Annotated in this window: 25 protein-coding genes and 2 tRNA genes; 4 read left to right on the plus strand and 23 right to left on the minus strand. The window is 55.0% G+C overall.

Annotated elements, in window-relative coordinates; all coding sequences use genetic code 11:
* Positions 1–100: 100 nt before the first annotated feature.
* The 8 genes from PT279_RS04795 to PT279_RS04830 form a co-directional block, all read right to left on the minus strand.
* The gene (locus tag PT279_RS04795) at positions 101–1,015 is read right to left on the minus strand and encodes a transporter substrate-binding domain-containing protein (protein WP_277166053.1); all 915 of its coding nucleotides are present in this window, start codon (positions 1,013–1,015) and stop codon (positions 101–103) included.
* A 29-nt stretch (positions 1,016–1,044) separates the two neighbouring features.
* The gene (locus tag PT279_RS04800; protein WP_277166055.1) at positions 1,045–2,013 is read right to left on the minus strand and encodes a magnesium transporter CorA family protein; all 969 of its coding nucleotides are present in this window, start codon (positions 2,011–2,013) and stop codon (positions 1,045–1,047) included.
* Positions 2,014–2,246: 233 nt separating this feature from the next.
* Positions 2,247–3,086, minus strand: coding sequence for a histidine phosphatase family protein (locus PT279_RS04805; RefSeq protein ID WP_277166057.1), 840 nt, complete (start codon positions 3,084–3,086; stop codon positions 2,247–2,249).
* A gap of 179 nt (positions 3,087–3,265) precedes the next feature.
* The gene (locus PT279_RS04810) at positions 3,266–4,417 is read right to left on the minus strand and encodes a YdcF family protein (protein WP_277166059.1); all 1,152 of its coding nucleotides are present in this window, start codon (positions 4,415–4,417) and stop codon (positions 3,266–3,268) included.
* 104 nt (positions 4,418–4,521) lie between these two features.
* Positions 4,522–6,093 carry a carboxypeptidase gene (locus PT279_RS04815; RefSeq protein WP_277166061.1) on the minus strand — a complete coding sequence of 524 codons (1,572 nt, stop codon included), beginning with the start codon at positions 6,091–6,093 and terminating at the stop codon, positions 4,522–4,524.
* Between the two features lie 151 nt (positions 6,094–6,244).
* Positions 6,245–6,317 (minus strand) — tRNA-Ala (locus tag PT279_RS04820).
* Positions 6,318–6,589: 272 nt separating this feature from the next.
* Entirely contained in the window at positions 6,590–7,885 is a 1,296-nt protein-coding gene (locus PT279_RS04825; RefSeq protein WP_277166063.1) for a hypothetical protein, read from the minus strand.
* A gap of 237 nt (positions 7,886–8,122) precedes the next feature.
* Positions 8,123–9,070 (minus strand): DMT family transporter, encoded by a 948-nt coding sequence (locus tag PT279_RS04830; protein WP_348519373.1) that lies wholly within the window; start codon positions 9,068–9,070, stop codon positions 8,123–8,125.
* Positions 9,071–9,606: 536 nt separating this feature from the next.
* On the opposite strand from PT279_RS04830, the gene PT279_RS04835 reads away from it, so the two are divergent.
* The 3 genes from PT279_RS04835 (at position 9,607) to PT279_RS04845 (ending at position 11,948) form a co-directional block, all read left to right on the plus strand.
* Entirely contained in the window at positions 9,607–10,011 is a 405-nt protein-coding gene (locus tag PT279_RS04835; RefSeq protein ID WP_277157597.1) for a pyridoxamine 5'-phosphate oxidase family protein, read from the plus strand.
* Between the two features lie 119 nt (positions 10,012–10,130).
* Entirely contained in the window at positions 10,131–10,829 is a 699-nt protein-coding gene (locus PT279_RS04840; protein WP_277166067.1) for an SOS response-associated peptidase, read from the plus strand.
* Positions 10,830–10,988: 159 nt separating this feature from the next.
* Positions 10,989–11,948: an aldo/keto reductase gene (locus tag PT279_RS04845; RefSeq protein ID WP_277166069.1), complete on the plus strand. Its 960-nt coding sequence runs from the start codon at positions 10,989–10,991 to the stop codon at positions 11,946–11,948.
* Between the two features lie 92 nt (positions 11,949–12,040).
* On the opposite strand, the gene PT279_RS04850 is transcribed toward PT279_RS04845, so the two are convergent.
* The 11 genes from PT279_RS04850 to PT279_RS04900 form a co-directional block, all read right to left on the minus strand.
* Positions 12,041–13,336: an alpha-amylase family protein gene (locus PT279_RS04850; protein ID WP_277166071.1), complete on the minus strand. Its 1,296-nt coding sequence runs from the start codon at positions 13,334–13,336 to the stop codon at positions 12,041–12,043.
* 315 nt (positions 13,337–13,651) lie between these two features.
* Positions 13,652–13,906: a hypothetical protein gene (locus PT279_RS04855; RefSeq protein WP_277166073.1), complete on the minus strand. Its 255-nt coding sequence runs from the start codon at positions 13,904–13,906 to the stop codon at positions 13,652–13,654.
* A gap of 218 nt (positions 13,907–14,124) precedes the next feature.
* Entirely contained in the window at positions 14,125–14,850 is a 726-nt protein-coding gene (locus PT279_RS04860; protein ID WP_277166075.1) for a histidine phosphatase family protein, read from the minus strand.
* A gap of 72 nt (positions 14,851–14,922) precedes the next feature.
* On the minus strand, positions 14,923–15,339 hold the full coding sequence (gene rsfS / locus PT279_RS04865; RefSeq protein WP_277166077.1) for a ribosome silencing factor: 417 nt from the start codon (positions 15,337–15,339) through the stop codon (positions 14,923–14,925).
* A gap of 3 nt (positions 15,340–15,342) precedes the next feature.
* A complete protein-coding gene (gene glmU / locus PT279_RS04870) occupies positions 15,343–16,725 on the minus strand; it encodes a bifunctional UDP-N-acetylglucosamine diphosphorylase/glucosamine-1-phosphate N-acetyltransferase GlmU (RefSeq protein ID WP_277166079.1) in 1,383 nt (460 codons plus the stop codon).
* 100 nt (positions 16,726–16,825) lie between these two features.
* Positions 16,826–16,896 (minus strand) — tRNA-Gln (locus PT279_RS04875).
* A gap of 134 nt (positions 16,897–17,030) precedes the next feature.
* A complete protein-coding gene (locus tag PT279_RS04880) occupies positions 17,031–18,053 on the minus strand; it encodes a ribose-phosphate diphosphokinase (protein WP_277166081.1) in 1,023 nt (340 codons plus the stop codon).
* 46 nt (positions 18,054–18,099) lie between these two features.
* Positions 18,100–18,354: a hypothetical protein gene (locus PT279_RS04885; RefSeq protein ID WP_277166083.1), complete on the minus strand. Its 255-nt coding sequence runs from the start codon at positions 18,352–18,354 to the stop codon at positions 18,100–18,102.
* Positions 18,355–18,417: 63 nt separating this feature from the next.
* On the minus strand, positions 18,418–19,140 hold the full coding sequence (gene nadD, locus PT279_RS04890; protein ID WP_277166594.1) for a nicotinate-nucleotide adenylyltransferase: 723 nt from the start codon (positions 19,138–19,140) through the stop codon (positions 18,418–18,420).
* A gap of 80 nt (positions 19,141–19,220) precedes the next feature.
* On the minus strand, positions 19,221–19,796 hold the full coding sequence (locus tag PT279_RS04895; RefSeq protein ID WP_277166595.1) for a phosphoribosylglycinamide synthetase: 576 nt from the start codon (positions 19,794–19,796) through the stop codon (positions 19,221–19,223).
* 214 nt (positions 19,797–20,010) lie between these two features.
* Positions 20,011–21,327 carry a glutamate-5-semialdehyde dehydrogenase gene (locus PT279_RS04900; RefSeq protein WP_277166085.1) on the minus strand — a complete coding sequence of 439 codons (1,317 nt, stop codon included), beginning with the start codon at positions 21,325–21,327 and terminating at the stop codon, positions 20,011–20,013.
* Between the two features lie 223 nt (positions 21,328–21,550).
* Here PT279_RS04900 and thrC point away from each other — a divergent pair, with 223 nt between their 5' ends.
* A complete protein-coding gene (gene thrC, locus PT279_RS04905) occupies positions 21,551–23,041 on the plus strand; it encodes a threonine synthase (protein WP_277166087.1) in 1,491 nt (496 codons plus the stop codon).
* Positions 23,042–23,110: 69 nt separating this feature from the next.
* On the opposite strand, the gene PT279_RS04910 is transcribed toward thrC, so the two are convergent.
* The 4 genes from PT279_RS04910 to PT279_RS04925 all read right to left on the minus strand — a co-directional run bounded on the left by PT279_RS04910 (position 23,111) and on the right by PT279_RS04925 (position 26,160).
* Positions 23,111–23,824, minus strand: a complete 714-nt coding sequence (locus PT279_RS04910; protein ID WP_277166090.1) for an ABC-2 transporter permease — start codon at positions 23,822–23,824, stop codon at positions 23,111–23,113.
* A gap of 8 nt (positions 23,825–23,832) precedes the next feature.
* Positions 23,833–24,711 carry an ABC transporter ATP-binding protein gene (locus PT279_RS04915; RefSeq protein ID WP_277166597.1) on the minus strand — a complete coding sequence of 293 codons (879 nt, stop codon included), beginning with the start codon at positions 24,709–24,711 and terminating at the stop codon, positions 23,833–23,835.
* Between the two features lie 206 nt (positions 24,712–24,917).
* Complete coding sequence (locus PT279_RS04920; RefSeq protein WP_277166092.1) at positions 24,918–25,295, minus strand: GntR family transcriptional regulator; 378 nt, start codon at positions 25,293–25,295, stop codon at positions 24,918–24,920.
* Positions 25,296–25,500: 205 nt separating this feature from the next.
* Positions 25,501–26,160, minus strand: coding sequence for an HAD family phosphatase (locus PT279_RS04925; RefSeq protein ID WP_277166094.1), 660 nt, complete (start codon positions 26,158–26,160; stop codon positions 25,501–25,503).
* Between the last annotated feature and the right edge of the window lie 8 nt (positions 26,161–26,168).

Consider the following 26,168-nt stretch of genomic DNA (forward strand, 5'->3'; position numbering starts at 1 on the left):
ATTTCCGGGGCCACCAATGGAGAGTGCGAGCAAAATCAGGATAATGCCTCTTAAAAGCTGATTTTCATCGCATGTTCAGAGGATAACAACCCAACCCAAATCAGCGACGCATCATTGCAGCGTTGAGATCCGCTTCCGGACTGTATCCGATGTCCTTATGCATGGTATTGGCGGCCTTCTGCCATGTGCCGTCTTTGACCATGTCGGTCAGAATCGTGTTGACCTTGCGGGTGAGCTCGCCGTTGGACGGACGTATCATGACGGCATGTCGGACCTTGGAAACCTGCGCAATCGTTTTGGCAAGCTGCGAAGACGATGACGAATACCCGTCGCCCAGAACGGTGACATCATGCTCGACGACGCTGGAAGCAAGCCCGTGCAGAATTCCCGCATCAGCCGCTACTGCGTTCGCCTCCCCCACAAGCAACGCAGTAAGGCATTGTGGGTAGGTGTCACGTTGCTGGATTTTTACGGTAGGAATGGCCGAGATAATCTTGCCTCCGTCGGCCGTCCCCTTGACGGTACACACGTTCTGATTCTGCAATGACGATATATCAGTAAAATCATGCTCCAGACGTGTCGGCACCAACAGTCCCAGCGGGTCGATGAGATAAGGCTTGGAAGTCCCGAATTGCCGTCCAGTGCCCGAAGTCGTGACAGCCGGTAATGCAGAGACGAGCATATCGGCTTTGGATTGCTCCAAAGCGTCCACGGCGGATGCGACGTTCGCCGGTTTGAAGACAATCTGCTTATGGGCATATCCCAGTTTTTGCGCCACATAATGGGCAACCTCGATATCGAAGCCTGAATATTCGCCTTCATGGTCGAGTCCAAGGCCAGGTTCGTCGTTCGACACTGCAATCGTTATGGTCGGCCCTTCGGGAACGTTGGCGGAAGGCGGGGTCCCAACCGGCCCGCAAGCGGAAACCGAGCCCAGCAGACCGATACCACACATCATTGCAAGTATGGATTTCAGATGCCTGCGAACGTTTCTTTTGCCTGACGATAACGTCATTTCCAGCCTTGTCAACCGCATGCAAAATCCTACTTGAAGAGCTTGGACCGTGTCAGCCACCACGCCACAAGTCCAGTGATGACCATGGAGATGGCCACGACGATGAAGAAGCCCCAGTGCGAGTTGGTGAACGGCATACCGAACATGCCGTCCTGGAAGTTCATGCCGTACATCGAGAAGATCAGCGTCGGAATCGACAGAACGATGGAGATGATGGTGAAGATCCTCATCACGTTGTTGAGGTTGTTGGAGACGATCGAGGCGGAGGCGTCGGTCATGTTCGCAAGGACCCCACTGTAGATGTTCGCCATCTCGATGGCCTGCTTGTTTTCGGTAATCACGTCGTCAAGCAAATCCTCATCCTCCGGATACTGCTTAATGTGGGTCAATGAGTTAAGCTTTTCGGTGACCCGAAGCTTTTCCATCACGATCTCGTTGGATTTGAGGCTGGTGGTGAAATAGACCAAGGTCTTGGAAAGTTCCAGCAACTGCAGGATTTCGCGGTTCTGCATGGAGTGTTGGAGCTTCAATTCAAGGTTATCGGAGCTGCGGTCGATGATGCGCAGGTAACGCAGATACATGGTGGCGTTGCGATAAAGAATTTGCAATACAAATCGTGTCTTCATGTATGTGTTGAACCCGCGGATGGTGCCTTCCATGAAGGGATGGAGCACCGGCGTGTCCTGCATGCAGACGGTGATGATGGTGTGCGAGGCGACGATGATGGCCAGAGGAATCGTTTCATAGTGGTCGCGTCCGTCACGCTGCTCGACGGTGGGGATGTCGACGATGATCATGGTGTAGTCGTCTTCGGAATCGACGCGGGAGCGTTCCTCGTCATCCAACGGGGCACGCAAGTCGGCCAGATCCACGCCGGTCTGGGAGGAAACGGTGGCAAGCTCGACGTCTGTCGGGTTCGACAGACAGATCCAGGAGCCGTTTTCCAGCTTGTTTATCTGTTCGACCTGTCCGTTGATCGTATTGAACATCCTCAACATGTCTGCCACCCGCCTTTCGCGCCATTCGCTGTACGGATTGTGCAGGAGACACCGGCTTGCATGCCGGGCGTCCTGGCCACCGAAACGTCTGTCTTTATAAGGAAAATACAAAACAAAATTCCGGATTCCTGCTGTTAACCCAAAATTCAAGGATAACCCTTGAGGTGGAACTTTTTGGCAATACTTTACGGATAGCGTTACGCGACACGCGAGCCGATACTTGGTAGTTACCTTCAGACCGTATCGATGACGGGCAGAGGTTGCATCAATTCCATCCCCGGATATCGCAGTTCCTGAGGACCGTTAGACCAATCGGCAACCGTGGATATCGCCGGGCCGCAGTTGAATTCCGCAAGCGTCCAGCCATAGCTTCCGTCGTCGCGAAGAGTGGGTTTGAGCGTGGACCAGTAGGCATTAGGGATGTTGCCGAGTTCATCGATTTCAGGGTCCATCCCGAGCAATGTCTCGATCGTGGCGGCGATGAACGATCCGTGGCTGACGAGCATCAGCGTGGTCGGGGCGTCATCCTTCGCGTTTTCATCGAGCAGTTCCAGCACGGCCTTCGCGCCTCTGGCACCGACCTGCGTACGCGATTCGACGCCGTACTTGCCCTCGCCGCCTTGATGGGCACGCCAGGAGCGATATGCCTCTGAGTCTATCGCCCTGATTTCCGGACGGGTCTTGCCTTCCCACTGCCCGAAACTGCGTTCGCGCAGACGCTTGTCAAGTGTGACAGGCAACCCAAGAATGTCAGCGAAAGCGTGCGCAGTCTGGGAGGCACGGAAGAGGTCGCTGGAAACCACTTTCATCTTGCGTTTGCCCGCAGGCACCTTCTGGTATTCGCTGATATCGCTTTGTTTGGCCGCCTGGGGACCCGGCTGCGCCAAGAGATCGGGATTGCCTGCGACATTGCTGACCTTCGCCCAGTAGTAGCGTTTGGCAAGGTCCAGGCCGGTCTGGTCCACCTGCCACTGGCCGATGATGTCAAGCGGGACATCGATCTGGCCTTGCAGGCGGTGGACGACGTTGTAGGACGTCCTTCCATGCCGCAACAAAATGACTTCGTCAATCATATTCACTCCGTTTCCGGGTAGCCCCCATCGTCCGACACACAGACGTGTGCCATTTCACTGTTTTCATTGTGCCGCACCCCGCCGATGAAAGGAACGCCGGCGGTCGGTTTGCTGAGGAGTTATTGGTGTGTTTGAACGTTGTCAATGGAAAACGCCGAGACACGTTGTTTTGCAATGCATTATCGTGCGAGAACCATTCCTATCACCCACAACGCGGCGATGGCCACATACGGCCAGAAATGGGACTTACTGATGGCAATGAACTCGCGAATGAAAGCCGTCGGCCAGTAATAGCTTTTGGTATGGCTGCCGATGCCATCGGATTTGAGTCCCATCTCGCGCGCGTATTCGCTGGCGCGGAACACATGGTAATCACTGGTGACCACAGCAACACGATAGGGGCACGCCATACGATTCTTCATCCGTTTGACGCGTCCTGGCTTGCCTTCAGAAAGCAAGGAAGAAGGAAGCAATACGCCCTGATTATTTTCATCATTTCCAGAAACTACAGAATCACCGGCCGAAGCCTGCGTTTGTGACGTAATCGCATCGCTCAAGCCACAACGTTCATCCATAATCACTTTGGAATTTCGCAAATTCTCCAAGGTGGTGGTCGATCGGTCTTCTTTGATGATTCTGTCTCCCGGCACTCCCCGTTCCTCTACCAGGTATCGCTTCATCGCTTCGGCTTCGCTGATTTGTTCGTCTGCCCCCTGACCACCTGAAACGATGAACAGGCCGTGTCTATGCTGCCTATTCCATAAATCAACGGCTTTGTCGATGCGCCCGCGCAAGAGCGGAGTGGGCTTGGTACCTTGCAGCCCAGCCCCGAGAATGATGATGTAATCGTATTTTCTGTGTCTCGGCAGCATTCGGTAAATGGTGGAATAGAGCAACAATGCAGCGAACGTGAAGAAGAACCAAAGGCCTTCTAGCGCAATCAGCAAGCCGATACCTTTGCCCCAGCGAGGCGCATTGAAATAAAAGGTCAGCGGATAAACGGCCACACACACCATCATTAGGAACGCAAACAACGCGGGCAAAATGGTGGAAAGCGAAAATCCCTCATGACGGACGACGATCACGGTATTAATCAGCAAAAAACCGACAACGATAATCGGCGTGAACACGGTCACCAGCACAATCGGGACGAACGCCCAATCCCGCCAGAAATCGAGCATCAGCGCACTTGAAAGGCACAGCACGAACAAGGCAAGCCATATCGCGTTGCGGAAGCGGCGCGGCTCTTGGATGACGGAGAAGACCAGCAATAGGCCGAACAATACGGCAGGCCCGTACAATAACGCCGTCTGCCACCAATCGGTCATCATTGTTCTCCCCTATGTCTCATTCGCATGTTTTCTGCGTTTATCCCGGTCGTCCTTGCATTGTATCCAGACAACGCAAGGACGACCGAAAACCTGACCCGCGCCCTTCAGACCTTGCGTTCGTTGATATCGGCAAGTCCGCTTACATCGCTGGCATAGAAGCGTGAGAGATCGCGGGCGAACTTTTCGATGCTGGCTGGTGCGGTATAGAGCATGTGACCAGCAGGATAGTATGTGAATGCCACATTGCCACGCAACGGTTTCGGCAGCGCCATATGGTCGATGTCGTATTCGGTCTGGTTGAACGGCGTGCACAGGTCATAAATACCGTTGCCGATCATGACCTTCAGCGTAGGTTCGTGGACGATTGCCGCAGCGAGGTCCGGTGTGACCGTCGGGAACGGAATATGCGCTCCCCACGACGTCTTGGTGCCCTCTGGCAGCGTGTGCCACCAAGTCCAGCCTTTGCCGGGCTCAGTGGATTCCCAATCGAAATCGGCGAAACCGCGGCGCTCCTCGGTGCCATCCCAGCCAAGTTCGTCACGCAAGTAGGTGTTGGCGATGCTGGAATAAGCGGGATCGAGGAAGCTGTCATCGACGACGAAGGTCTCCTCCTGTGCCGTGCGGTCGAGGTCATAACCCTTGCTGCGCCCGTCATAGCGGCCGACGATCATGCCGGTGTCCTCGCCGCTATTATGGCGAAGCAGTTCCTTGCGGAAACGCATGTCGAGCACACGAAGGTCGGAATCGTAGACATATTGCTCGTTTAGCCCGGTCAACTCTGCATAACGTTTGGCGACATCGCGCTTCGTGGTCTCGTCGATGGCGTCGCCTTGCGCCAGAGCCGCACGCAGCGCTCCATTGGCGAATTCGCGCGCCTGGTTGAGATGTGTTTCGATGTCGACATTCTTGCCGGCTTTGCCATGGTAGTGCGCCACTGTGGCGAAGGTCGGGAAATAGCCAACGTAAAACTGGTCTGCAGTGTCGAAGGTGAACGCATAGTCAAGGATGTTGGAAATCAGAATCAGACCATTGAGCGCCACACCGTCCTGCTGCAGCCTGTATGCCAATGCTGCGCCGCGCGTGGTGCCGTACGACTCCCCGAGCACATATTTCGGCGAGTTCCAGCGATGGAAGCGGGTCAGATAGGCACGGATGAACGCGCTGAAGCCTTTGACATCGCCGTCGACGGAGAACAGTTCTTTCCTTGCCTTTTCGGCGATCTGCGAGAATCCGGAGCCCGGGGCGTCGATGAAAACGATGTCGGAAAACGGCAGCATCGTGTAGGGGTTGTCCTTGAGGCCGTACGGGGCTGCCGGAACCGGCGCGGCGTCTGGAATGTCGATGCGTTTGGGGCCCAGTGACCCCATCATCAGGAACGTCGAAGACGACCCGGGGCCGCCATTGAAGATGAACGTGACCGGACGTGTGGTGTCGGTTTTGCCGGTTTCGTCGGTCAGTTCGAAAGCCGTGTAGAAGTTGCTGGCTGCAGGCTTCACCTCCTTGGTGTCGATGGTGATAGTGCCGACCGTCGCCTGATAATGCAGCGTTTCGCCGTTGAGCTGCATGGTGTGACCCGTCGTGTGCTCACCGGTCGGTCGGAGTTCGGGCTCCGTCGATTTCGCGGTTGACGCGCCTTTAGCGCCTGCAGATTCAGAGGATAATGCTTCCTCGCTCATATTGCAACTCCTTTGGGATGAATGTTCATCTTTTTCCAGCCTAACGCAGAGGCGTCTCTTTGGCGTGCAGGTTGCGGAACAACGGGAATGGATATCAAAAGAAATTTAGAAACAAAAAGGCTTCCAAGGAAATCCTTGAAAGCCTTAACCGTGGAGCTAGGGAGATTCGAACTCCCGACCCCCTCCATGCCATGGAGATGCGCTACCAGCTGCGCCATAGCCCCGGTCCTGATTTAATTATAGCTCCTTGCGAAGCCTTAGATACTTTACAACAAACTCTACCAATGACCAAACCGGCGTGTCGTTGAGGACTGTCGAGAGCAATGAAAATTGGAGTAAGACCACGATTTTCGCCTTATTTATCAAGCCCGATACAAACCGGGAACTCAATAATCGAAGCAACGAAATACCTCAAAGCGCAAGATGAGCGAGGAAACCGGGTTGGTAGCATCACTCTTGCTTGCAACCCGGTTATGCCCGTTTCACTTCATCATATTCACTTCGTGGTGCCGGGAGTCGTTCCGGTCCCACCGTTTCCGGACTGGGAGCCGGAAGTCGAGCCGGATTCGTTGCCGCCCGTACCAGTGCCTCCGGAAGTCGATCCGTTTGTGGAGCCTGAATCCGTCGAACCGCCGCCGGTGTTGGTGCCGCTGTTCGACGAGTCTGTAGAACCGCTGCCGGAACCATTCGAATCCGAACCCGTACTGCCGCCGGTAGAACCTGAAGTGGTGTTGCCGGAATTATTGCTGCTGCTTGAATTTCCGGAATTGCTGCTGGTTCCCGTTCCGTTGGAGGTAGAACCGCTCTGTGTACCGGAATCGGAAGTTGAGCCGGAGTTGTTCTGATTGGTCGTGGTGTTGTTGCCCTGAGTGTTCCTGTCGGTTTTCCCGCTGCCATCGGTCGATGTCTTTCCGGAATCTTCTTGCTGCTGTTTCGGATTCTTGATCGTCGAATTGGTGACGATATTGCGCACCACATGATCGGTGCCCTCTCCCTTGGTGACCAGCGAAATCACGCCTGCGGTGATGCCCACCGCGACCAAAGCGCTGACGACAGCGACGACGATGGCCAGACGCTTGTAGCGCTTCTGTTTCGACGAATCGAACACGCGAATATGGCCATCGCTCTGGCCCGGTCCGCCCTTGAGCTTTTTGCTGGTCCCGGTTGTCGTCTTCCCCCGTTGCTTTTGGCCGACTGGCGGCATCACCGTCGTCTCGCCCGAAGCCGAGGGTGTCAAAACTTGGGTGGCATCGCTTTTGACTGTATTTTTGCCGTTTTCGACAGCGGTCTTATCGCTCTCGTTCTTGCCTTTGCCGGAAGTGCCCTTGTCGCCCTGGGCACTACCGCCGACCAAAGTCTTGGTTGCGTCTTTCTGCTCCGATCCAGGTTCTATTTTCTCCGTGCGGGCCAAAGCCGCCAATCTGGGCGAAGTCCCGTCCATACGCAGTACCGGCGTGCCGTGGACGCTTTGTACTGTGACCGGAGTCGTCAGCTGTCCGTGATGCCGCGCATCAGAACCTATCACCCTCGTTTCGTCATCAGAACCGGCACCGACCGCGTCTTGCTGCGCTGTGTCATCATCTTGAGGCAAATTTTCCTGTAGTCTCTTACCGGATTCATTTAACACATTCTGATAAATCTGCGAGGCCACTGCGGAAACGATGGAACCCACCGCCACACCGATCAAGGAACCGGCAATGCCGATTTTCGCCGACAACAGGAACGAAGTGACTGCAGCTAGCGCACCGGCTATGATCTGCGAGACCGAAATCCCCTTGAAAAAATTCTTCATGACATATAAGACTAACGAACAAAATTGGAAAAAACTGAAAACCGAGCAAAACCTTGCCGAACGCTTACAGGTAAGTGGCTAACAATAACGCAGCTTTGGCAACAACGAACGAAAGTGTCGAATTGTAAAAGAATTTCACTTATACGAAGTCATATGGGATGTCGCATTACCTATGGCAAAGAGAAAAAACCGATGTGGTTTCGTGGCCCTTTCCGGTCTTCACAACTGACAAAAACTTTACTTCTTGCGCCAGTCAGACACCCAGTCTTCCACGCGACGGAAAAGATTGACGATCACCCGACGATGCACAATCGACATAAGCACCGCAATAAAAATCAACGCGAAACCGACTAAGGTCGAAAGGGTCAACATCGATCCCCAGAAGAGTATGGAAAACAGTTCGGAGAACAGGCTTTCGGTGCACATGACGACGGATGCAGAAGAAGCGGAAACATGAGCCAAGCCGATGTTTTGCATCAATTGAGCCAAAGTAGTGGCCCCGATGAACAGGTAAAGAAAACTCACAATGATTTTCGGTTCCACCCATGAAGCATTCGGCAGGGGCTCGGTAAGCAGCGCACCGACCAGAAACAGCACGAAGGCCACGGCGAACTGGACGAAGGTGACGGCGATGGCGTTGAATTTTTTGGAATAGACGCCGAGATAGGTCAGGTTGAACGAAAAGACGACGGCGCAACCGATGGTAAGCCAATCCCCCGAGGAGAGGGAAAGCGAGAGACCGCCCGGTTTCAGCGAGACGAAACCGACACCGATCAGGCAGATCACCCCGGCGATGATGTTGATATTATGAGGTCTGTTTTTCGTCGCGAACCAAGCCGCGAACGGGGTGAGGACACAGTAGGAAGCGGTGAGGAACGCGCTTCGACCTGGGTCGATGGTCAAAAGGCCTTTGGTCTGCAGGACCATCGTGCCCCAATAGGTGACACCGATGACAAGCGCGGGGATGAGGATCGACTTGTTGAGCGCCCGAAGAATGGTTTTGCGGAAAAGCAGGAACATGATGAGGCACGCGCCGCCGGTACGCATGGCCATCAGCCATTGCGGTGTGATCGCCGACATCGCGACCTTGGCGACCAGATAGCTGCCTCCCCAAAGCGCGGCACAACACAGCAGCATGATCCTAGCAAGATTGGGTGGGAAGTTACGGGAAAGACGGCTACGCATACCCTGGAAGCCACGCCGGCCAGTACCTTTCGACGAAAGATAGGCGGCAAACGAATGGGCCATGTCTCTCTCCCTCTTGTGTTCCTGGCATGTTCTCGCGCGTATCGCTTAAGCGCGCCAGGCACTCTCCGCAACTTCTGTCAGCAGCCAAAGCTTATAAGCACGAGACGGCTACGTTTCTCTTCGTATCCGGCACATGCATCACACATCAGCCAAGCCGTGTTGACAGACATTGCCATCAAATATGTTGATATCTAAATTAGGTCATAAACTACCTACGACACGCCTAGAAATACAATGAAATCAAGGAGACTCAAACATTTCACGCGTTGGTTACATTTTGCTTTTCTGCAACCAGACTTCATGGGGCTTGGCCGAACCGAAAAATCTTTCCGCAATGCATTATTCGTTGACCGGATATTCGCAAGACCGAAATTTTCGCGGTGAGCAACGTCACACAATTTCGCCAGTGAAAGAGGTGCTGAGGACCTAAGATGGAAACGTATGGACAGCAGTTCGAACGAAAGGACAGCATCATGGCTACTCTTACCCCGGAAATGAAGGAATTCATCAACAACAACCTCGCCTGGATCGCCACCGTGAGCAAGGAAGGCCAGCTCGACCTCGGCCCGAAGATGTCGATGTTCGTGCTCGACGACAATCACCTCGCCTATCACGAGCGCACCGCCGGCCAGCACTATAAGAACCTCGAGGACGGCAGTCCGCTGGTCATCTGCTTCGCCAATCTCGAGAGCAAGAAGGGCTACCGCTTCCGCGGCAACGTGACCCTGCACTCCGATGACGCGATCTACGACGAGCAGGTCAAGGTCGCCGAGAAGAACGGCACTAAGAAGCCCGCCACCATCCCGGTGCTCGAGATCACCGAGATCCAGGATCTTTCCGCTGGCGCCAACGCCGGCAAAACGATCAGCAAGGACTGATTGCCTGCTGGGATAACTGAAAGACAGTGATTTCGAGTTATCTATTTTTGAGGGTCTCCACAACCGGAGGCCCTCGTTTTGTATGCTTGATAGGTCGTATATGCGCTAAAGGGGCGAAAATGTGCCGTAGGTTTTCATTGGATCTTGATTGGAACGCCATAGGCAGCGAATTTGAGGTGGATGGCGAGGATATCGAGACCTCGACACTGCCCGCCCGCACTTTTCGCGTTGAACCAAAACAAGAAATCGCCGTCATTGCAACTGACAGCAGAGGAGAACGACATCTGCGTGGCGGCTATTGGTCACTGATCCCGTCCTGGAGCAAAAGCCCGCGGCTTGATTACCCCACCTACAACGCTCGCATGGAATCCGCGGCGTCGAGGCCGACATTCAAGGATTCGATGTGCTCGTGCCGGGCCATCATTCCCGCTGCCGGTTATTTCGAGTTCAAAGGAAAGCGGCCGTTTTATTTTCATTCGTCTGATAACGAGACGCTTGCCATGGCCGGTCTATACTCATGGTGGCAGGCAAACGCAGGCTCCCCGTGGCTGTTGACGGCTACTGTCATGACTTGCGCCGCAACTGGAGACGCGGCAAAAATCCATGACCGCATGCCGTTGCTTGTTCCGCAGGATATGACCGAGCAATGGCTCGATCGCAACGTGGACGGCTCCGCAATCATTTCTGATATCCATAACGAGGGCCTGTCTATATCCAAAAATCTTGATTATTACGAAACAGCCGAGCCAAAACAAGACGAAGACGGACCGCAGTGCGTTCAGCCGCTCGAAAAAGTCGCCCCACTGAGTCTCTTCTGAAATTTCCGACTTGAAGAAGAGAGCGTTTATCAGCTCTCGGCGCATCCTCTTCTCAGCAAGCCGAAAACAGGTACCGTTCCCGTTCCTTCGCGAGACAATGGAAGCGGAGGGGTTATCAACCTGTAACGAGTCTTCACATAACGAAAGGAATCAACAGCTATGGCAGCAAATCGCATCAATATAGGACAAAGCGACCTCAAGGTCTTTCCGCTGGTACTGGGAGGCAACACCTTCGGCTGGACCAGTGACGACAAGACCAGCGACGCCGTGCTCGACAAGTACGTTGAGGCAGGCGGCAATTTTGTGGACACCGCTGATGTCTATTCTGCCTGGGTCCCAGGCCATTCCGGAGGTGAATCGGAAATCGTGCTCGGCCGCTGGCTCGCCACGCACAAGAACCGCGACAATATGGTCATCGCCACCAAGGTGAGCGAACACCCGCAATATCAAGGACTCTCGGCCAAGAATATCGCCGCGGCCGCCGACGAATCGTTGCTGCGTTTGGGAACCGATTATATCGACCTCTACTACGCACATTTCGATCATGAGGATACGCCGTTGGAAGAGACCGTCGAAGCCTTCGACAAGCTGGTCAAGTCCGGCAAGGTCCGCGCCATCGGCATCTCCAACTATTCGGCCGACCGCATCGAAGAATGGTTCAAGATCGCGCGCGAGAACGGCTATACCTTACCAGTCGCCCTCGAACCGCAATACAACCTCGTCTCCCGTGGAAACTACGAGAAGAACCTGGCTCCTGTCGCCAAGCGCGAACAGCTTTCGGTATTCCCCTACTTTGCGCTGGCCGCCGGCTTCCTGACCGGCAAATACCGTTCTGCCGCAGACGCCGAAGGCAAGGCACGCCAGGGCATGGTCGCCGATTATCTCACCCTGGATGGTTTTGCGCTGATCGATGCGCTCGATAAGGTCGCGAAGGCCCACACCGTCGCCATCGCCACCGTCTCGCTTGCCTGGCTGCGCCATCGCCCACAAGTCGCCGCTCCGATCGTCTCGGCCCGCATACCGGAACAGCTGCCCGACCTGCTCGCTTCCAGCACGCTGATGCTAACCGATGCCGAGATCGAGGCACTCAACAAGGCCTCGGAGCCGTTCACTAAGTAATATAATTCAATTCGGCTGGAAATATATCCAATTTTAATTGAATCCAATAATTCCCATCCTGATTTCGACAATCATGGATGGGAATTATTGTATTACGATGCATGGTGCTCGATATGCAGCAATGCCTTGTCGCTGCCCTCTTCATAGATATCGGCGTGCGGAGTCTCGTCGAGATTCATATCGACATGCAGTTTGGCACTGCCGTCGCGAGCCTTGACATCATAGGCGTAATGCCGGTTTTCAAGCAAGGTCGGCTCTGTGGTGGCATCGATCATCCACGGCCGCGCACTTCTGATTGCTGCCAATTGGCCGGTGAGCCGATACATCCATTCACCATCGCTCGCTAGGTTTTCCGGTGTTTCCGGGTATTCGGGACGGACGATGTCATCACCGCCGATACCATCGGTTTTGTCTCCCAACATTGCCCGTTCGTCGCCGTAATAGACCGAGGGTGTGCCGCCGACCGTGAAAAGAATGACCGCCGCCAAGGCGAGCTTTTCCTCGTCCTGGATCTGGCTGGCGATCCTGGTGACGTCATGGTTGCCGATGAACGTCTGGGGCGTAAAGGTTTCAAGGAACATGTCATGACGTTTCAGGCACCAATCAAGCTCGAAGAAATTGCCGTCCTTGAGGCTGCTCCAGATTGCCTTCCACAGCTCGTACTGAGTGACTGTGTCGATGCCGGAATCACACACAAACCGGGGATAATCGCCATGGATGGCTTCGCCTATGAACCACGCATCAGGGATTTCACGACGCACCCGAGGCAGGACCTTCGCCCAGAACGCCGCCGGCACCGTCATGGCCGCGTCAAGACGCCAGGCGTCCACGCCACGACGCATCCAATAGGTCATCACGTCGCCCACCAGATCGGCAACGCGAGGCGCATCGTGGTTGAAGGCCGGAAGAATCGCATGACCCTCGAATTTGGCGTAATCAAGCGTTCCGTCTTCGGCCAGGGAGAAGCTGAACATGTCCTCGTTGTCATGTCTGATGGGTTTGCCGGCCTTCAGCTCATCTTCCGCTCGTTTATACTCACTTTGAAACGCCGGGAAATCCCTGCCTACATGGTTGAAGACACCATCCAGCATCAACGCGATGCCACGTCGATGGCAAGCGTCGACCAGACGGTCGAAAGCTTCGTCGTCACCGAGCCTGGGGTCGATCCTGTAGAAATCGATGGTATCGTAACCGTGGGTGCCAGAATCGAAAATCGGGCCCAGCAAGAGGCCATTGCAGCCCATACCTTTCATGTAATCCAGCCAATTGACAAGGCGGTCAAGCCTAGGCGTTTTCAAACGATCCGAATCGGATTGCGGGCGTACCGGGGCCCCGCAGAAGCCCAGAGGATAGACCTGCCACCAGATTCTACGGCTCATTTCATTCATCTCATGCCTCGTTTCGTGCCAGGCCCGCTGTCGTGCCGTTATCGACCTTTAACCTTACCAGCAGAAAGTGAATCGGGCAGAGGATTTAATCATATTCACCAGACGTCTAACTGTATTGCGCTAGTTGACCTGCCGTCACGAAGCACACACTTCCCAGTCGACAGAGGGAATATTTTTGATAATGTAATAAGTATATATAACATGATAAAAGCCGTCGAAACGCTTTTACACGACGACGGCTTTTATCTTGGTGCAGACGCCCTGCTCAATACCAGATCGAGCGTGAAGCAATCCACCTCAGCAGGAACATCATTCTCACTTGTTGTCGCGAACCTGCTGCTTGACCTCATTTTTGGCCTCGGTGGCCTGCTCCTTGCCCTGGGCTACTGCGCTTTCGCCCTTCGCCTTGGCCTCATCGGCTTTGTCGGAGAACTTGTCTTTGACGTCATCGGCCTTCTTTTTGGTGTCGTCTACCATATCGGTGGCTTTATCCTTGACATCGGCAGCTACTTTGCCGAGCTTGTCGCCGGCCTGCTTGGCTGCATCCTTGGCGTCGTCGAAAATACCCATAATGATTTCCCCTTGCTTTTGAGATTCAATCCGCCCGACCCTCACCGAATAGCGGTTATTTGACGGTCGGAGTACGAAAACATATCGTTGCCATACATTTATTATTCTAGCCTAAAAATCCATATGCAAGACTAAACACCCAAGTATTGTATGACTGGGCTAAGCGGACTGAAAACCTGGAAAACGAGGCAATATCGGCCGAAATCAGGGTAAACCAATCAGAGCTTCGGGTTCTCCCATTCAGGGGTATCGGCGATAGCCGGCCCGTGGTTGTAATCGGAAAGCGCCCACCGCAAAGGCTTGCCTGCGATTGCGATAGGGATGAGCCTGACCCAGTGTGCGTTGCGCATCGAGAAGACCGCCGAGTTGGCGTCGGCATCATTATCGGCGTTGAGCAGGGTTCTCACTGTGTCGGCGATGCAGGCTCCGTGAGAGAAGACGTAAAGATCGGTATCCGGCTCGGCCTTGCCGGCCCATTCGGCTATGGCCTGGGTTGCCCGAAGACCGACATGTTTGTCCGGTTCGACGTTGTGCTTGAGCTCGCCGCCCTCACCGTGGAGCCATGAAGCGAAATCCTCGGGATACTTCTCCATGATTTCCCGGGTCGCCTGGCCTTCCCAATTACCGTAGCCACGTTCGCGCACGCGCGGGTCCGGGTGGATCTCCTCGCCGATCAGGTCGGCGAATGCATGGGCTGTGGCCATGGCACGACCGAGATCGGAAGCGACAATGAGACGATGCCGTTGCTGATCCTGCTCGCCATCGACATAGAGCTCTTTAAGGGCATATCCCGTCTGATGGACCTGCCAGTCGCCGACCTCGTCAAGAGGAATGTCGGTGGCACCTTGAATACGGCCTGAAGCATTGTATGAGGTACGTCCGTGGCGCACCAAAGTCAATGAACGGACATGGACATTGGGATCGAATAGCGTACTGAAATCCATCTTCTGACTCCTAGAGATAAGCATGGAACGGTCTACGCAAGCCGGGATTGCTCAACGGCCGTCCTTTCTTTTTCAGGCATGCTCGGTGAGCGTCTGCCGACCGTCGGAATCGGCTTCGAGCGTTTGTGCAAGCCTGAGGTCGATGGCCGGGCAATCCTGCCAAAGCCGTTCGAGATCGTAGTATTGGCGCTCTTCCTCGTGCATGACGTGGATGACGAAATCACCATAGTCAAGCAGCACCCAACGAGCCTCGTCGAGGCCTTCTCGGCTGCGCGGTTCGAGCTTGCCACCCTTGGTGTAGAGCTCCTTTTCGACTTCCTCGGCCACAGCCAAAACCTGGCGTTCACTGGAGGCCGTGGCAACAAGCATGGCGTCGGTGATGGCGATGGGGCCGGTGACGTCGAAGGCGACGACATCGGTGGCCTTCACCCGGTCGGCCGCAGCTGCTGCCAGACGCAGGGCCTCAATCGTGGATTGCAATGCTGCCATAAATCAACGCTCCCATTCGGGCTTCCAGCCCGCTACTACGTGTTGTGTGTTTTCAGAATAAACCATAGAATCGTCAGGTACCGCGTGACGGATGACCGAACCCGCTCCGGTGGTGACGTTGTCGCCGACCTCGACGGGCGCGACGAAGAGATTGCCGGCGCCTACATGGACGTTCGAGCCGATGTGGGTACGGTTCTTGTGTACGCCGTCATAGTTGGCGGAAATAGTGCCGCCGCCGATGTTGGTGTGCTCCCCCAGCTCGGCGTCGCCCATGTAGCTCAAGTGCGGCACCTTGGTGCCCACGCCGATATGCGCCTTCTTCATTTCGACGAACGCGCCGGCCTTCGTGCCTTCCTCCAGCCTGTTGCCCGGGCGCAGATAGGTCCACGGGCCGATGTTGGCATCGGGGCCGATATGCGACTCCTGCACGCGGCTGCGTTCCACGGTGGCACCAGCTTCGACCTGCGCATCAATCAATGTGGTGTACGGTCCGATAACGGCGTTTTCCGCAACGGTGCTATGACCTTGTAAGAAGCAACCCGGCAATACGGTGACATCCTGGGCCAGCTCGACGTCGTCTTCTATCCAAGTGGTTTCCGGATCGAGAATCGTAACGCCTTCGCGCATCCAACGCTCGCAGATACGCAGGTTGTGTTTGCGGGAAAGATCGGCCAGCTGTAAGCGGTCATTGACCCCTTCGACGCTCAGGGCATCGGAGGCGGCGAGGGCACCGACCTTGCCGTCCTTCCGGGCGCTTTCCAAAGCGTCGGTGAGGTAAAACTCACCTTGCGCGTTCTTCGAATCCAAATCCTGTACCGCACGGGCGAGCACGGCCGCGTCAAAGACGTAAACAGAGGTATTGATTTCGTGGACAGCCAGTTCGTTGCTGTTGGCGTCCTTCTGTTCGACGATGCGCAGCACGCTGCCATCGCTGTCTCGGATGATACGGCCGTAGCCGGTCGGGTCGTCCAGGTTGGCGGTCAATACGGTGGCATCATTGCCGCTGGCCTTGTGGAAGGCGAGCAGTGCGTCGAGAGTTGCGGTGTCCAGCAGCGGCATATCACTGGCCGCGATAAGCACCGAACCGGTAAGCTGCCCATTGGAGTCAAGCTGTTTCATGGCACATTGTACGGCGCGACCGGTGCCGGGAATATCGTCCTGCTGAACGATCTCGACGTGGTCGTTGTAGCTTTGTGCGGCTTCGGCCACACGCTCGGACTGGTAACGCACAACGACGGCGAGCGTGGCTGGATCAAGTGCGGAAACCGAATTCATCACACGCTCGAGGAACGTCTTGCCGGCAAGCTCGTGAAGCACCTTGGGCTTGGACGAACACATACGCGTACCTTCACCGGCCGCGAGAATGATTGCAGCACTTAATGCCATGTCTACTCCAATTCCGGTGCTTCGAAAGCGAAACACGCATTCAAATATGCAAATCGGCTGGCATCCGATACACGGAACGTCAGCCGACTTGAACTTTAAGTTCCTCCACCTGGATTCGAACCAAGACTAAGGGTTCCAAAGACCCGTGTGCTGCCTTTACACCATGGAGGAATAGGTCGATCTTCAAGACCGAACCGATTTTCTATTATGCTGGTCACCTCTGACAACCCGACACGCTTGTCGGTCAATAGCAGGCATCCAACCCGGAGCAACCGAAGAAGCCTGAAAGGCTTCATCCGGCCATATCAGGCAAAGAGGAACCCTTGCCCGTGATGCTCGGGATACGTATCGAAGAGCTTGGCGACCGAGCCGTCCTCAAAAACAGCCTTGACGGCGCTGGCCAGCAACGGAGCGATGGAAAGAACCGTAAGCCCGTCCCAACGCTTGGATTCATCGATCGGCACGGTGTCGGTCAGAACGACTTCACGGGCACCGCAATTCTTGAGACGATCGACCGCAGGGCCGGAAAGCACACCATGCGTGGCGACGACGGTGACCGACTTGGCACCAGCTTGCTTCAACACATCACAGGCGCCGACTATGGTGCCGCCGGTGTCGATCAGATCATCGACCAGAACGCAGTCCTTGCCGACCACGTCACCGACCACACGATTGGAGGTGGCATGGTTCGGACGGTTGATGTCACGGGTTTTGTGAACGAAGGCGAGCGGACCGCCGCCCAGGCGCTGAGCCCATTGCTCAGCCACGCGGATACGACCGGCATCCGGGGAAACCACGGCGACATTCTCGAGATTGTCTTCAAAACGATCTCGGATGTAATCGACAAGGACGGGCATGGCGATCAGATGATCGACCGGGCCGTCGAAGAAGCCCTGAGACTGCGCGGCGTGCAGGTCGACGCTCATCACGCGGTCGGCACCTGCCGTGCGCAACAAATCGAAGACGAGACGACAGGAAATGGGCTCACGGCCTAGATGCTTCTTGTCCTGACGAGAGTAGCCCAGAAGCGGACAAACGGCGGTGATGGAACGGGCGGAGGCACGCTTCAGCGCATCGATCATGATGAGCTGTTCCATGATGGCCTTGTTGACGTCGCCGGCGTGACTTTGCAATACAAAAACATCCGCGCCGCGCACCGATTCGGTGTAGCGCACATACATCTCACCGTTCGCGAAATCGTATGCCGTGGTCTTCAGAACGTCGATACCAAGCTGGTTGGCGACGTCCGCCGCCAGCTGGGGATGCGCCCTGCCGGTGACAAGTATGAGATTCTTACTGGGCTTTCCTTCTAGGATTGCGCTCACCATATCTCCAAACGTTATCGTCTGTATGAACCACAGCCATAGTAGCTTCTCAACGCGACGGAGACACACTCGGTTCGTCCACATCGGATTTACCCCGATCACGCGAGGTTTCCGAATAGTTGAAAACCGACAAGAACTCGTGAAGCACGACAAAGACACAGGTTATATTCAGCGCCATAAACACCGAACCTACATATCCGTAGCGCAGCAACCATTCCCCGTTAGTTACCAATACTGCCTGTAAAAGGATAATCACTGACAGACATACCTGAACAATACGAAGCTGGGTCTTTTTCATCGTCATACCTCCATTGGTTTATTAGTGAGATTCGTCACTTGCACCAAGAATACCATAACGGAACAAAAGTCAGGCTTGGATGTACAGACCATGCTTGGCGATGTATTGCACCACGCCGTCGGGAACGAGGTACCAGACCGGTTCGCCAAGCGAGACACGGTGACGCACGTCGGTCGAGGAGATGGCCAGCGCAGGAATTTCCAAGGTGTCGACCTCGACCTGCACGCGCATGTGTTCCGGGCTGGTGTAACCGGGACGCGTGACGGCAACGAAATGCGCAAGGCCGAACATGCTTCGCGCCTCTTTCCATTTGAGGATTTCGGCCACGGCGTCAGCACCGGTGATGAAGAAGAGCTCGGCATCGGGATTCAACGCGCGTATATCGCGCAACGTGTCGATGGTGTAGGTGACGCCCGGACGATCGATATCGACTCGGGATACGGTGAATTTGGGGTTCGAGGCCGTGGCGATGACGGTCATCAGGTAGCGGTCTTCGGCGTTGGTGACGTTCTTGCCAAGTTTGAAGGCCGGCCGACCTGTCGGCACGAAAATCACCTCATCAAGGTCATAGACCCAGGCCACCTCGCTTGCGGCCACCAAATGGCCGTTGTGGATAGGATCGAAGGTGCCGCCCATAATGCCGATACGACGACGTCCGTCTTTGCCGTGCTTGTCGACGGGTTTCACCTTGGAAGCATCGATGAAGTTGGGATCCGGCTGGTCGGAAAGGCCGGACATCTTTCGAGCCGGTTCACGATGCTGCGAACTTTCGCTATCAGGTACGGCAGGCATGACATCAGCGTTTTCTCCACGCTTCATCAATTCACCATCATTGCCCGCAGACAGGGAACCAGCGGGAATCGGGGCGTCGCTCATGCTTTGCCATGACCTTTGTGGTTGGTCTTGTCATTGTTTTGCGATTTGTCCGCGTCGGTTTCTTCACGTTTTTCGTCAGCCTGTTCGGTCTGTTCTTCGATGTCTTCGACGGTGGCATGTTCGCTGGGATCGATTTTGCCCATGTCCTCGTCGTATTCGTCCTGAACGACGCGACGGATCTCCGCGAAGGTCGGAATCGGGAAATCAGGCTGGTAGAGGCGGCGAACCGAAGCGACACACTCGGTGGCACGCACCAGCAGATCGTTCATGGCGTCGATGCCGCCTTCGGCCTCCTGCTTGCTGAATTCGACGATGTAGCGTTCCATGGCAGAAAGACGTTCGGCTACGGTCTTCTTGCCGTCCTCATCAAGGTCGACCACATCGTCCGCGTCCATTTCCGGCCATCCAACCAGAGCGGCATCCGCGTATTCGAGGGAGGCCCGCTGGTCGGCGGTGGCGATGCCGTCCTCGACCTGTACCAGGAATACGTAACGGACGATGGCGAGACGTTCCGAGGCGATTTTCAATGCAATACGAGGATTGCTGATGTCGATGCCGCGGTCCTGGGCCAGCTGATAATCGGCCTTGACACCGAGCTGTTGTTCGGCTTGCCGGGTCGCTGCATCGTCTTTTGGCTGCTCTTGGTTGTCCGTTGTAGCGGCCATGGGTCGATTTTCGGGATTCTGGTCGGCGGAAATTCCGCCTTCCATCTTCTTGCCTTCGCCGTCAATGCCGGTTTTGTCTTTGCTTTGTTCAGCGTCGTTCATATCGTGTCCTTCGCTTTCGTCAAGCCCGCACCTGACCGGTGCCATAGCCAATCCATTTGGTCGTGGTCATTTCCGTCAAACCCATGGGGCCGCGGGCATGCAGCTTCTGCGTCGAAATACCCAATTCGGCTCCAAAACCGAACATACCGCCATCCGTGAACCTTGAGGAGGCATTGGCCATGACCACCGCCGAATCGATACGCCTGGTGAAACGTTCGACCGCGCTGTAATCCTCGGAAATGATGCATTCCGTATGGCCTGTGGAATGGGCGTTGATATGATCGATCGCCCCGTCCAGAGATTCTACGACCTTGACACCCATTTTCAGGGCAAGATATTCAGTATCCCAATCATCGGGCGTGGCATGGAGCAGATTCACATTATCAACCCCGCTTTGGGTGATGATTGCATAGGCCTCGTCATCGGCGTGAAGTTCCACTCCAGCTTCAGCGAGCGCACGGGCGGCAAGCGGCAGGAAATCCTTGGCCACATCTTGATGAACGATCAGCTTTTCGGCAGCGTTGCATACGCCGACACGCTGGGTTTTGGCATTCAGAATGATTGGGATGGCCTTGGCGAAATCAGCGGCCTTGTCGATATAGATATGCACGTTGCCCGCTCCGGTTTCGATGACCGGAACCTTGGAATTACGCACGACGGCCTGGATGAGTCCTGCTCCCCCACGTGGTACCAACACGTCGATATGGCCACGCGCCTCCATCATCGCCGTGGCGCCCATACGTCCGAATTTATCGACGGAAGCGACCAGTGCCGGATCGAAACCTTGCTCCTGCAATGTTTTGCGAATGACGGCAAGAGTCGCTTCGTTGGTATGCTGCGCTTCGTGGCCGCCCCGAAGCAAAACGGCGTTGCCGGATTTCAGACACAGCGAAGCAACATCGACGGTGACATTGGGCCGGGCTTCATAAATCATCCCGAAGACGCCGATAGGCACACGCACTTCGTTCAGGCGCAGTCCATTGGGCAACGTCGAACCACGGACGATCTGACCGACCGGATCGGGAAGCGTGGCGACATGACGGATACCGTCGGCCGCAGCCTTTATTCGCTGTTCGGCAAAGAGCAGACGGTCAAGCTTCCCCTCACTCATGCCGGACTGCCTTGCGGTGATCATGTCAAAACCATTGGCTTCGGCGATGGCCTTGCTCCCAGCTTCAAGCTCGTCCGCAATCGCATTGAGCAATGTGTTCTTCTGCTCGCTATTGGCTTCAGAGAGCACCTGCTGCGCCTGTGCCGCAGCATCACCCATGGAGCATACCTGCCGGAATACATCCGAATCGAGAACCGCCGAATCCTGATGACCATTTGCGACCATGAAGCTCTCCCTGAAATCCATCAATCTGCTTTTCAAAACTGATATTTCCAATCAGCATCAAAGCAGATATTCACCGTTCTGTTGCCAACGATTGTAGGCCTTGCCTCGTCCAAAACGAATCCGAATCCATTGATTTGGACACCACCGGTATTCGGCCTTGCGTTCCATTAGACTGTTGTATCAGCAAAATTACAAGACCGTCAGAGCAAACGAGGCATTTGTGATGAACACCACCTTTCATAGCACCAGAGGTTATTCCGAAGAGTTGAGCAGCCGCCAGGCCATCCGTCAGGGGCTTGCAGGCGACGGAGGACTGTTCGTCACCGATGACCTTGGCAAGCAGCAGGTTGACGTCGCCGGACTGGTCGGCAAACCTTATCAAGACATGGCCCGCACCGTGCTGGATGTCTTGCTACCCGATTTTTCGGATTCGGAACTTGACGAATGCGTGCACGCGGCCTACGGCTCTCAGTGGCTCGACCGCGCGATCACCTCGTTGAAACCATTGGGCGACGATTACATTCTCGAGCTCTTCAACGGACCGACGAGCGCATTCAAGGACGTGGCGCTGCAGATTCTCCCGCAGTTCATGGCACGTACCACCTCCGGCGCGCCTGAAACGAGCGAAAGGGTGATGGTGCTGACAGCGACTTCCGGCGATACCGGCAAGGCTGCGCTCGCAGGATTCGCGGATACATGCGGAACCGGCATCACCGTCTTCTATCCCGAAGGTAAGGTCAGCGAGATCCAGCGTCTGCAGATGACCACCCAGACCGGCTCGAACGTCAACGTCTGCGCGGTCAAGGGCAATTTCGACGACGCACAAACCGCAGTCAAGCGCATTTTCGGCGACAAGGACTTGGCCGAAAAACTTGAGGCGGGCAACAACGTTTCGCTTTCCTCAGCCAATTCCATTAACGTTGGCAGGCTGGTGCCGCAGGTCGTCTATTACTTCTCGGCTTACGCGCAACTGGTCGAACGCGGCGCCATCAAGGTCGGGGATGAAGTCGAGTTCGTGGTGCCTACAGGCAATTTCGGCGATATCCTCGCAGGCTATTATGCCAAGAAACTCGGGCTGCCCGTCGGCAAACTCACTGTGGCCAGCGACCGCAACAACGTGCTCTTCGACTTCCTGACCGCCGGTATCTACAACCGCGAGCGCCCGTTCTACGAGACCACTTCGCCGTCCATGGATATTCTCGTTTCTTCGAACCTTGAACGCATGCTCTACTACATGTCAAACGGCGATACCGAGCTCATTCGGAGCCTGATGGACGACCTGCAAAACAAGGGTTCATTCACGATTTCTGAAGCCCTTCTGAAACAGATTCGCGAACTTTTCTCCTGTGGTTGGGCCGACGAAGATCAGGTGAGCCAGGCCATCACCGACTGCTGGAACGCGAACCATTACGTCATCGACCCGCACACCGCCTGCGGATACCATGTGCTGGAACAGGAGCCTCGTGAAAAGGCTATGCCCCGCGTGCTGCTGAGCACCGCCAGCCCGTACAAGTTCCCGCGCGTGGTCGGCAAGGCGCTCGATCTCGATACCACCGGCACCGACTTCGAGTGCATGGACAGGCTTTCTGAGGCCACCGGCACCACTGCTCCCAAGAACCTGCGCGGCCTTGAGCACGCCGCTGAACGCTTCACCGACGTCATCTCCATCGACGAGATGAGCGATTATGTCAGGGATGCTTCTCAACGGCTCTAAAGTCATAAGATTAAAGAAAAAGGGCTTACGGATAACTTATTCGGTCTCCGTAAGCCCTTTTTTGATGATTTACAGTTCCTTGCGTTCGTAGATGTGCATCGAGAGCCTGCAGGAGAGAACGAACATCACCACAGCTACAATGATGCCGATAATGGCTATCCAAGGGAAGGGACCCAGCTTGGCAGTGGTAACGAAATGAACCACCCTGTTCAATGTCGACTCCGGCATCGTGAATCCGATAAGCACCATAATCGCGCCGAGAGCGACCAATAGAAGGAGTGCATAGCCCATCGCCTTGGTCGCAGGGAAGCGATAGCCGATTGGCAACGTCAAGCTGGCATAGATGGTGCCAACCGCCAACACCGTTACAGCCAACCCGGCCACGGCCCCCATGCTATGAGGCATATATATCACCAGCCCACAAATCACCTGCAGCAAGGCAGCGATGACTATGGCTAGCAGAGTGAAGGCATATCTGCCAACGACCTGATTCACGCGTGAAACAGGGAGCGGACCGTTAAGTTTCGCTGTTCCCGTCTGGTCTTCATAGCTGAACACCATTATCCCCATCATGCCTGATACGGCGACCAACAATCCGGTGATGCCACCGCTCATAGGGCCTGTTATTCCATCATTGCCGCCAATCCTCGCCACGATTGCGAAAAGTAACGGCAAACCCACCAGGAGCAGCACACTGCCGCTGCCAATGCCTTTACCGCTGCTCCATGCCAGAATTTTGTATATGTCGATGCGGAATGCCTTGTTGATTTGTTTGGAATCCATGATGTCTCTCACTCCTCGTTCGCGTCCGGAAATGCCTTGGCCACATTGGTCAAGCGGATGATGTCATCGATGGACACCGGTTCACTCATCAATTCAGGAGTTTCGCCAATTATCTTGTCAACAACCTCACGATGGACCAACGCTTCGAAACCGGTGCTGAAACGGCGAAGCCCGACAACGTATGGTTCGATGCCCGCTGCCTGGTCGAGACTGCCTTTGACCACGCGGAAAGAATCCTCGAACTCGTCCTTGGGACCGGTGTAATAAAGCTGGCCTTGGGTGATATACGTGATGAAATCCGCGGCACGCTCCAAGTCGGAGGTGATGTGGGTGCTGAATAGGACGCTGTGCTGCCCGTCTTCCACGTAACGTTGCAAGATATCCATCAGCTCGTCACGTGCCAGCACGTCGAGACCGCTGGTCGGCTCGTCAAGAATCAGCAGTTTCGCACCATGGCTCAGGGCGGCCGCAATCATCAGCTTCATTTGCATGCCGCGCGAAAGGTCCTTGACGACCTTCTTCATCTCCAACCCGAATCGGTCGAGGTACTGCTCAAAGAGTGCCTGATTCCAGGTGTCATACATGGTAGCCGTGACTTGTCCGGCCATTTTCACTGTCCAGTAAGTCGAGAAATAGCTGGTATCGAAGACGACGCCGAGTTGTTCCTTAACCTTCACCTCATCAGCTCTGTTGTCGAGGCCAAGCACGCTGATCGAGCCAGCATCGCGATGGATCATATTGAGGATAAGCTTGATGAGCGTCGATTTGCCGGCGCCATTGGGGCCGATAAGACCCATGATGTAGCCCATCGGCAGGTCGAACGTCACCGGACCGAGACTGAAACCGGAACCGTAGCTTTTCTTAACGTCAGTGACACTCAGCGCCATTGGCTGGGGGTCTGTCCCGCGGGCAACAACCTGAGTATCCTGCTTGACTGTTGTAGGTGATGACTGTGTCATCATCGTATTCCTTTCCTGTTCACCGACGAACCGATAAAGTTTCGATCAAGCCTTCATTGGCAATTAAATGAAAGACAATTGGCAAGCGTGCTACAGCGGCAGCAGTGCCTACTTTTCATTCCTGCCAGTGAATCTCATTTGGCTTTCTTGTACTCAGTCTCGAGCATATCCATCAGGTCAATCAGTGGGATGTCGGCAGCTTTCGCTGCAACTCCCACCTGACGCAAGGCGTTGCGCACCTGGCCGGCAAGTTTCTTCTTCATTCGTTCATCGCCCTTTTCAGCGACAAACGAGCCCTTGCCCTGCACATTGATGATAATGCCTTCGTCCGCCAGCTCGTTGTAGGCGCGCGTGACGGTGAGCACAGAGATACGCAGTTCGCGGGCCAGCTTGCGCAGGCTCGGCAGCGCCTCCTCGCTTTTGAGCTCGCCGTTCAACACGGCCTCACGTATCTGGCGTTTGATTTGCTCGTAGATCGGTTCTCCGGACACGGATGAGATGATCAGTTTCATCTATGCCCCTTTCTGTTGCTGATCAGTGTCCAGCAAAACTCCCGAGTTTCCTCAACAGTTCTACTGTTACATATAACTATATAACAGTTTAATTCACTGTGCAAGTCGATACCATAACAGTTCGTTTATTTGGAATACCTGCAAAATAAGCGTTTATCATAATAAAATTAATATTGAATTCTCTAATTTAACAGCAGACGATATTTCAAAGTACTTTTGGCGCATCGTCAAAGCCGCTGATTACCCCATCCGCAATCGCTGAGATGGCAGGTCCATCCGCCAAGGAATAGTCATCTTCCATCGCCCAGACGCTCATACCTGCAGACTTCGCAGCCTTTACTGCCGTCAGCAGATCCTCAAACACGGTGCAATCCTTGGCGGCTATTCCCAAACGCGACGCCGCGGCCAGATAAACCTCCGGACTGTGTTTGCTTTTCGCGTTGGTATCCTCCACGCTTACTACCACATCGAAGAACTTTCGGATGTTCACGTGTTCCATGCCAACTTCACGCACCTGCGGTGAAAGCGATGTTGCCACTGCCAGCCGTGCGCCACTCGACTTCAGATAGTCCAGATATTCAACCGCATGCGGTTTGGCTTCAACGGTAGTGCCATAGGCTTCAAGCACCATCGAGTCCCACAACTTGGCCAGCTCGGTAGGTGTATCGTCAAGTCCATAACGCTCAATCGTGTAACGCGCCACTTCTTCAGGCCTCATTGCATTGACAACACCCATGTAGTCATCGGTCAACGGAATGTTGCGCATGCGGAAGAAGTCAATATCGACCTGATGCCACACGTCCATCGAGTCCAGCAGTGTCCCGTCCAAATCAAAGATGGCCGCTTTGCCTTCGTTTATTTTCATACAGCGTG

This window comes from Bifidobacterium sp. ESL0784 (assembly GCF_029433295.1).
Classification (GTDB): domain Bacteria; phylum Actinomycetota; class Actinomycetes; order Actinomycetales; family Bifidobacteriaceae; genus Bifidobacterium.

Excerpts from the sequence above, each read along its gene's own strand:
- PT279_RS04795 (WP_277166053.1), bottom strand. The coding sequence starts at position 1,015 with ATGACGTTATCGTCAGGCAAAAGAAACGTTCGCAGGCATCTGAAATCC.
- PT279_RS04800 (WP_277166055.1), bottom strand. The coding sequence starts at position 2,013 with ATGTTGAGGATGTTCAATACGATCAACGGACAGGTCGAACAGATAAAC.
- PT279_RS04805 (WP_277166057.1), bottom strand. The coding sequence starts at position 3,086 with ATGATTGACGAAGTCATTTTGTTGCGGCATGGAAGGACGTCCTACAAC.
- PT279_RS04810 (WP_277166059.1), bottom strand. The coding sequence starts at position 4,417 with ATGATGACCGATTGGTGGCAGACGGCGTTATTGTACGGGCCTGCCGTA.
- PT279_RS04815 (WP_277166061.1), bottom strand. The coding sequence starts at position 6,093 with ATGAGCGAGGAAGCATTATCCTCTGAATCTGCAGGCGCTAAAGGCGCG.
- PT279_RS04825 (WP_277166063.1), bottom strand. The coding sequence starts at position 7,885 with ATGAAGAATTTTTTCAAGGGGATTTCGGTCTCGCAGATCATAGCCGGT.
- PT279_RS04830 (WP_348519373.1), bottom strand. The coding sequence starts at position 9,070 with ATGCGTAGCCGTCTTTCCCGTAACTTCCCACCCAATCTTGCTAGGATC.
- PT279_RS04835 (WP_277157597.1), top strand. The coding sequence starts at position 9,607 with ATGGCTACTCTTACCCCGGAAATGAAGGAATTCATCAACAACAACCTC.
- PT279_RS04840 (WP_277166067.1), top strand. The coding sequence starts at position 10,131 with ATGTGCCGTAGGTTTTCATTGGATCTTGATTGGAACGCCATAGGCAGC.
- PT279_RS04845 (WP_277166069.1), top strand. The coding sequence starts at position 10,989 with ATGGCAGCAAATCGCATCAATATAGGACAAAGCGACCTCAAGGTCTTT.
- PT279_RS04850 (WP_277166071.1), bottom strand. The coding sequence starts at position 13,336 with ATGAATGAAATGAGCCGTAGAATCTGGTGGCAGGTCTATCCTCTGGGC.
- PT279_RS04855 (WP_277166073.1), bottom strand. The coding sequence starts at position 13,906 with ATGGGTATTTTCGACGACGCCAAGGATGCAGCCAAGCAGGCCGGCGAC.
- PT279_RS04860 (WP_277166075.1), bottom strand. The coding sequence starts at position 14,850 with ATGGATTTCAGTACGCTATTCGATCCCAATGTCCATGTCCGTTCATTG.
- rsfS (WP_277166077.1), bottom strand. The coding sequence starts at position 15,339 with ATGGCAGCATTGCAATCCACGATTGAGGCCCTGCGTCTGGCAGCAGCT.
- glmU (WP_277166079.1), bottom strand. The coding sequence starts at position 16,725 with ATGGCATTAAGTGCTGCAATCATTCTCGCGGCCGGTGAAGGTACGCGT.
- PT279_RS04880 (WP_277166081.1), bottom strand. The coding sequence starts at position 18,053 with ATGGTGAGCGCAATCCTAGAAGGAAAGCCCAGTAAGAATCTCATACTT.
- PT279_RS04885 (WP_277166083.1), bottom strand. The coding sequence starts at position 18,354 with ATGACGATGAAAAAGACCCAGCTTCGTATTGTTCAGGTATGTCTGTCA.
- nadD (WP_277166594.1), bottom strand. The coding sequence starts at position 19,140 with ATGCCTGCCGTACCTGATAGCGAAAGTTCGCAGCATCGTGAACCGGCT.
- PT279_RS04900 (WP_277166085.1), bottom strand. The coding sequence starts at position 21,327 with ATGGTCGCAAATGGTCATCAGGATTCGGCGGTTCTCGATTCGGATGTA.
- thrC (WP_277166087.1), top strand. The coding sequence starts at position 21,551 with ATGAACACCACCTTTCATAGCACCAGAGGTTATTCCGAAGAGTTGAGC.
- PT279_RS04910 (WP_277166090.1), bottom strand. The coding sequence starts at position 23,824 with ATGGATTCCAAACAAATCAACAAGGCATTCCGCATCGACATATACAAA.
- PT279_RS04915 (WP_277166597.1), bottom strand. The coding sequence starts at position 24,711 with ATGGCGCTGAGTGTCACTGACGTTAAGAAAAGCTACGGTTCCGGTTTC.
- PT279_RS04920 (WP_277166092.1), bottom strand. The coding sequence starts at position 25,295 with ATGAAACTGATCATCTCATCCGTGTCCGGAGAACCGATCTACGAGCAA.
- PT279_RS04925 (WP_277166094.1), bottom strand. The coding sequence starts at position 26,160 with ATGAAAATAAACGAAGGCAAAGCGGCCATCTTTGATTTGGACGGGACA.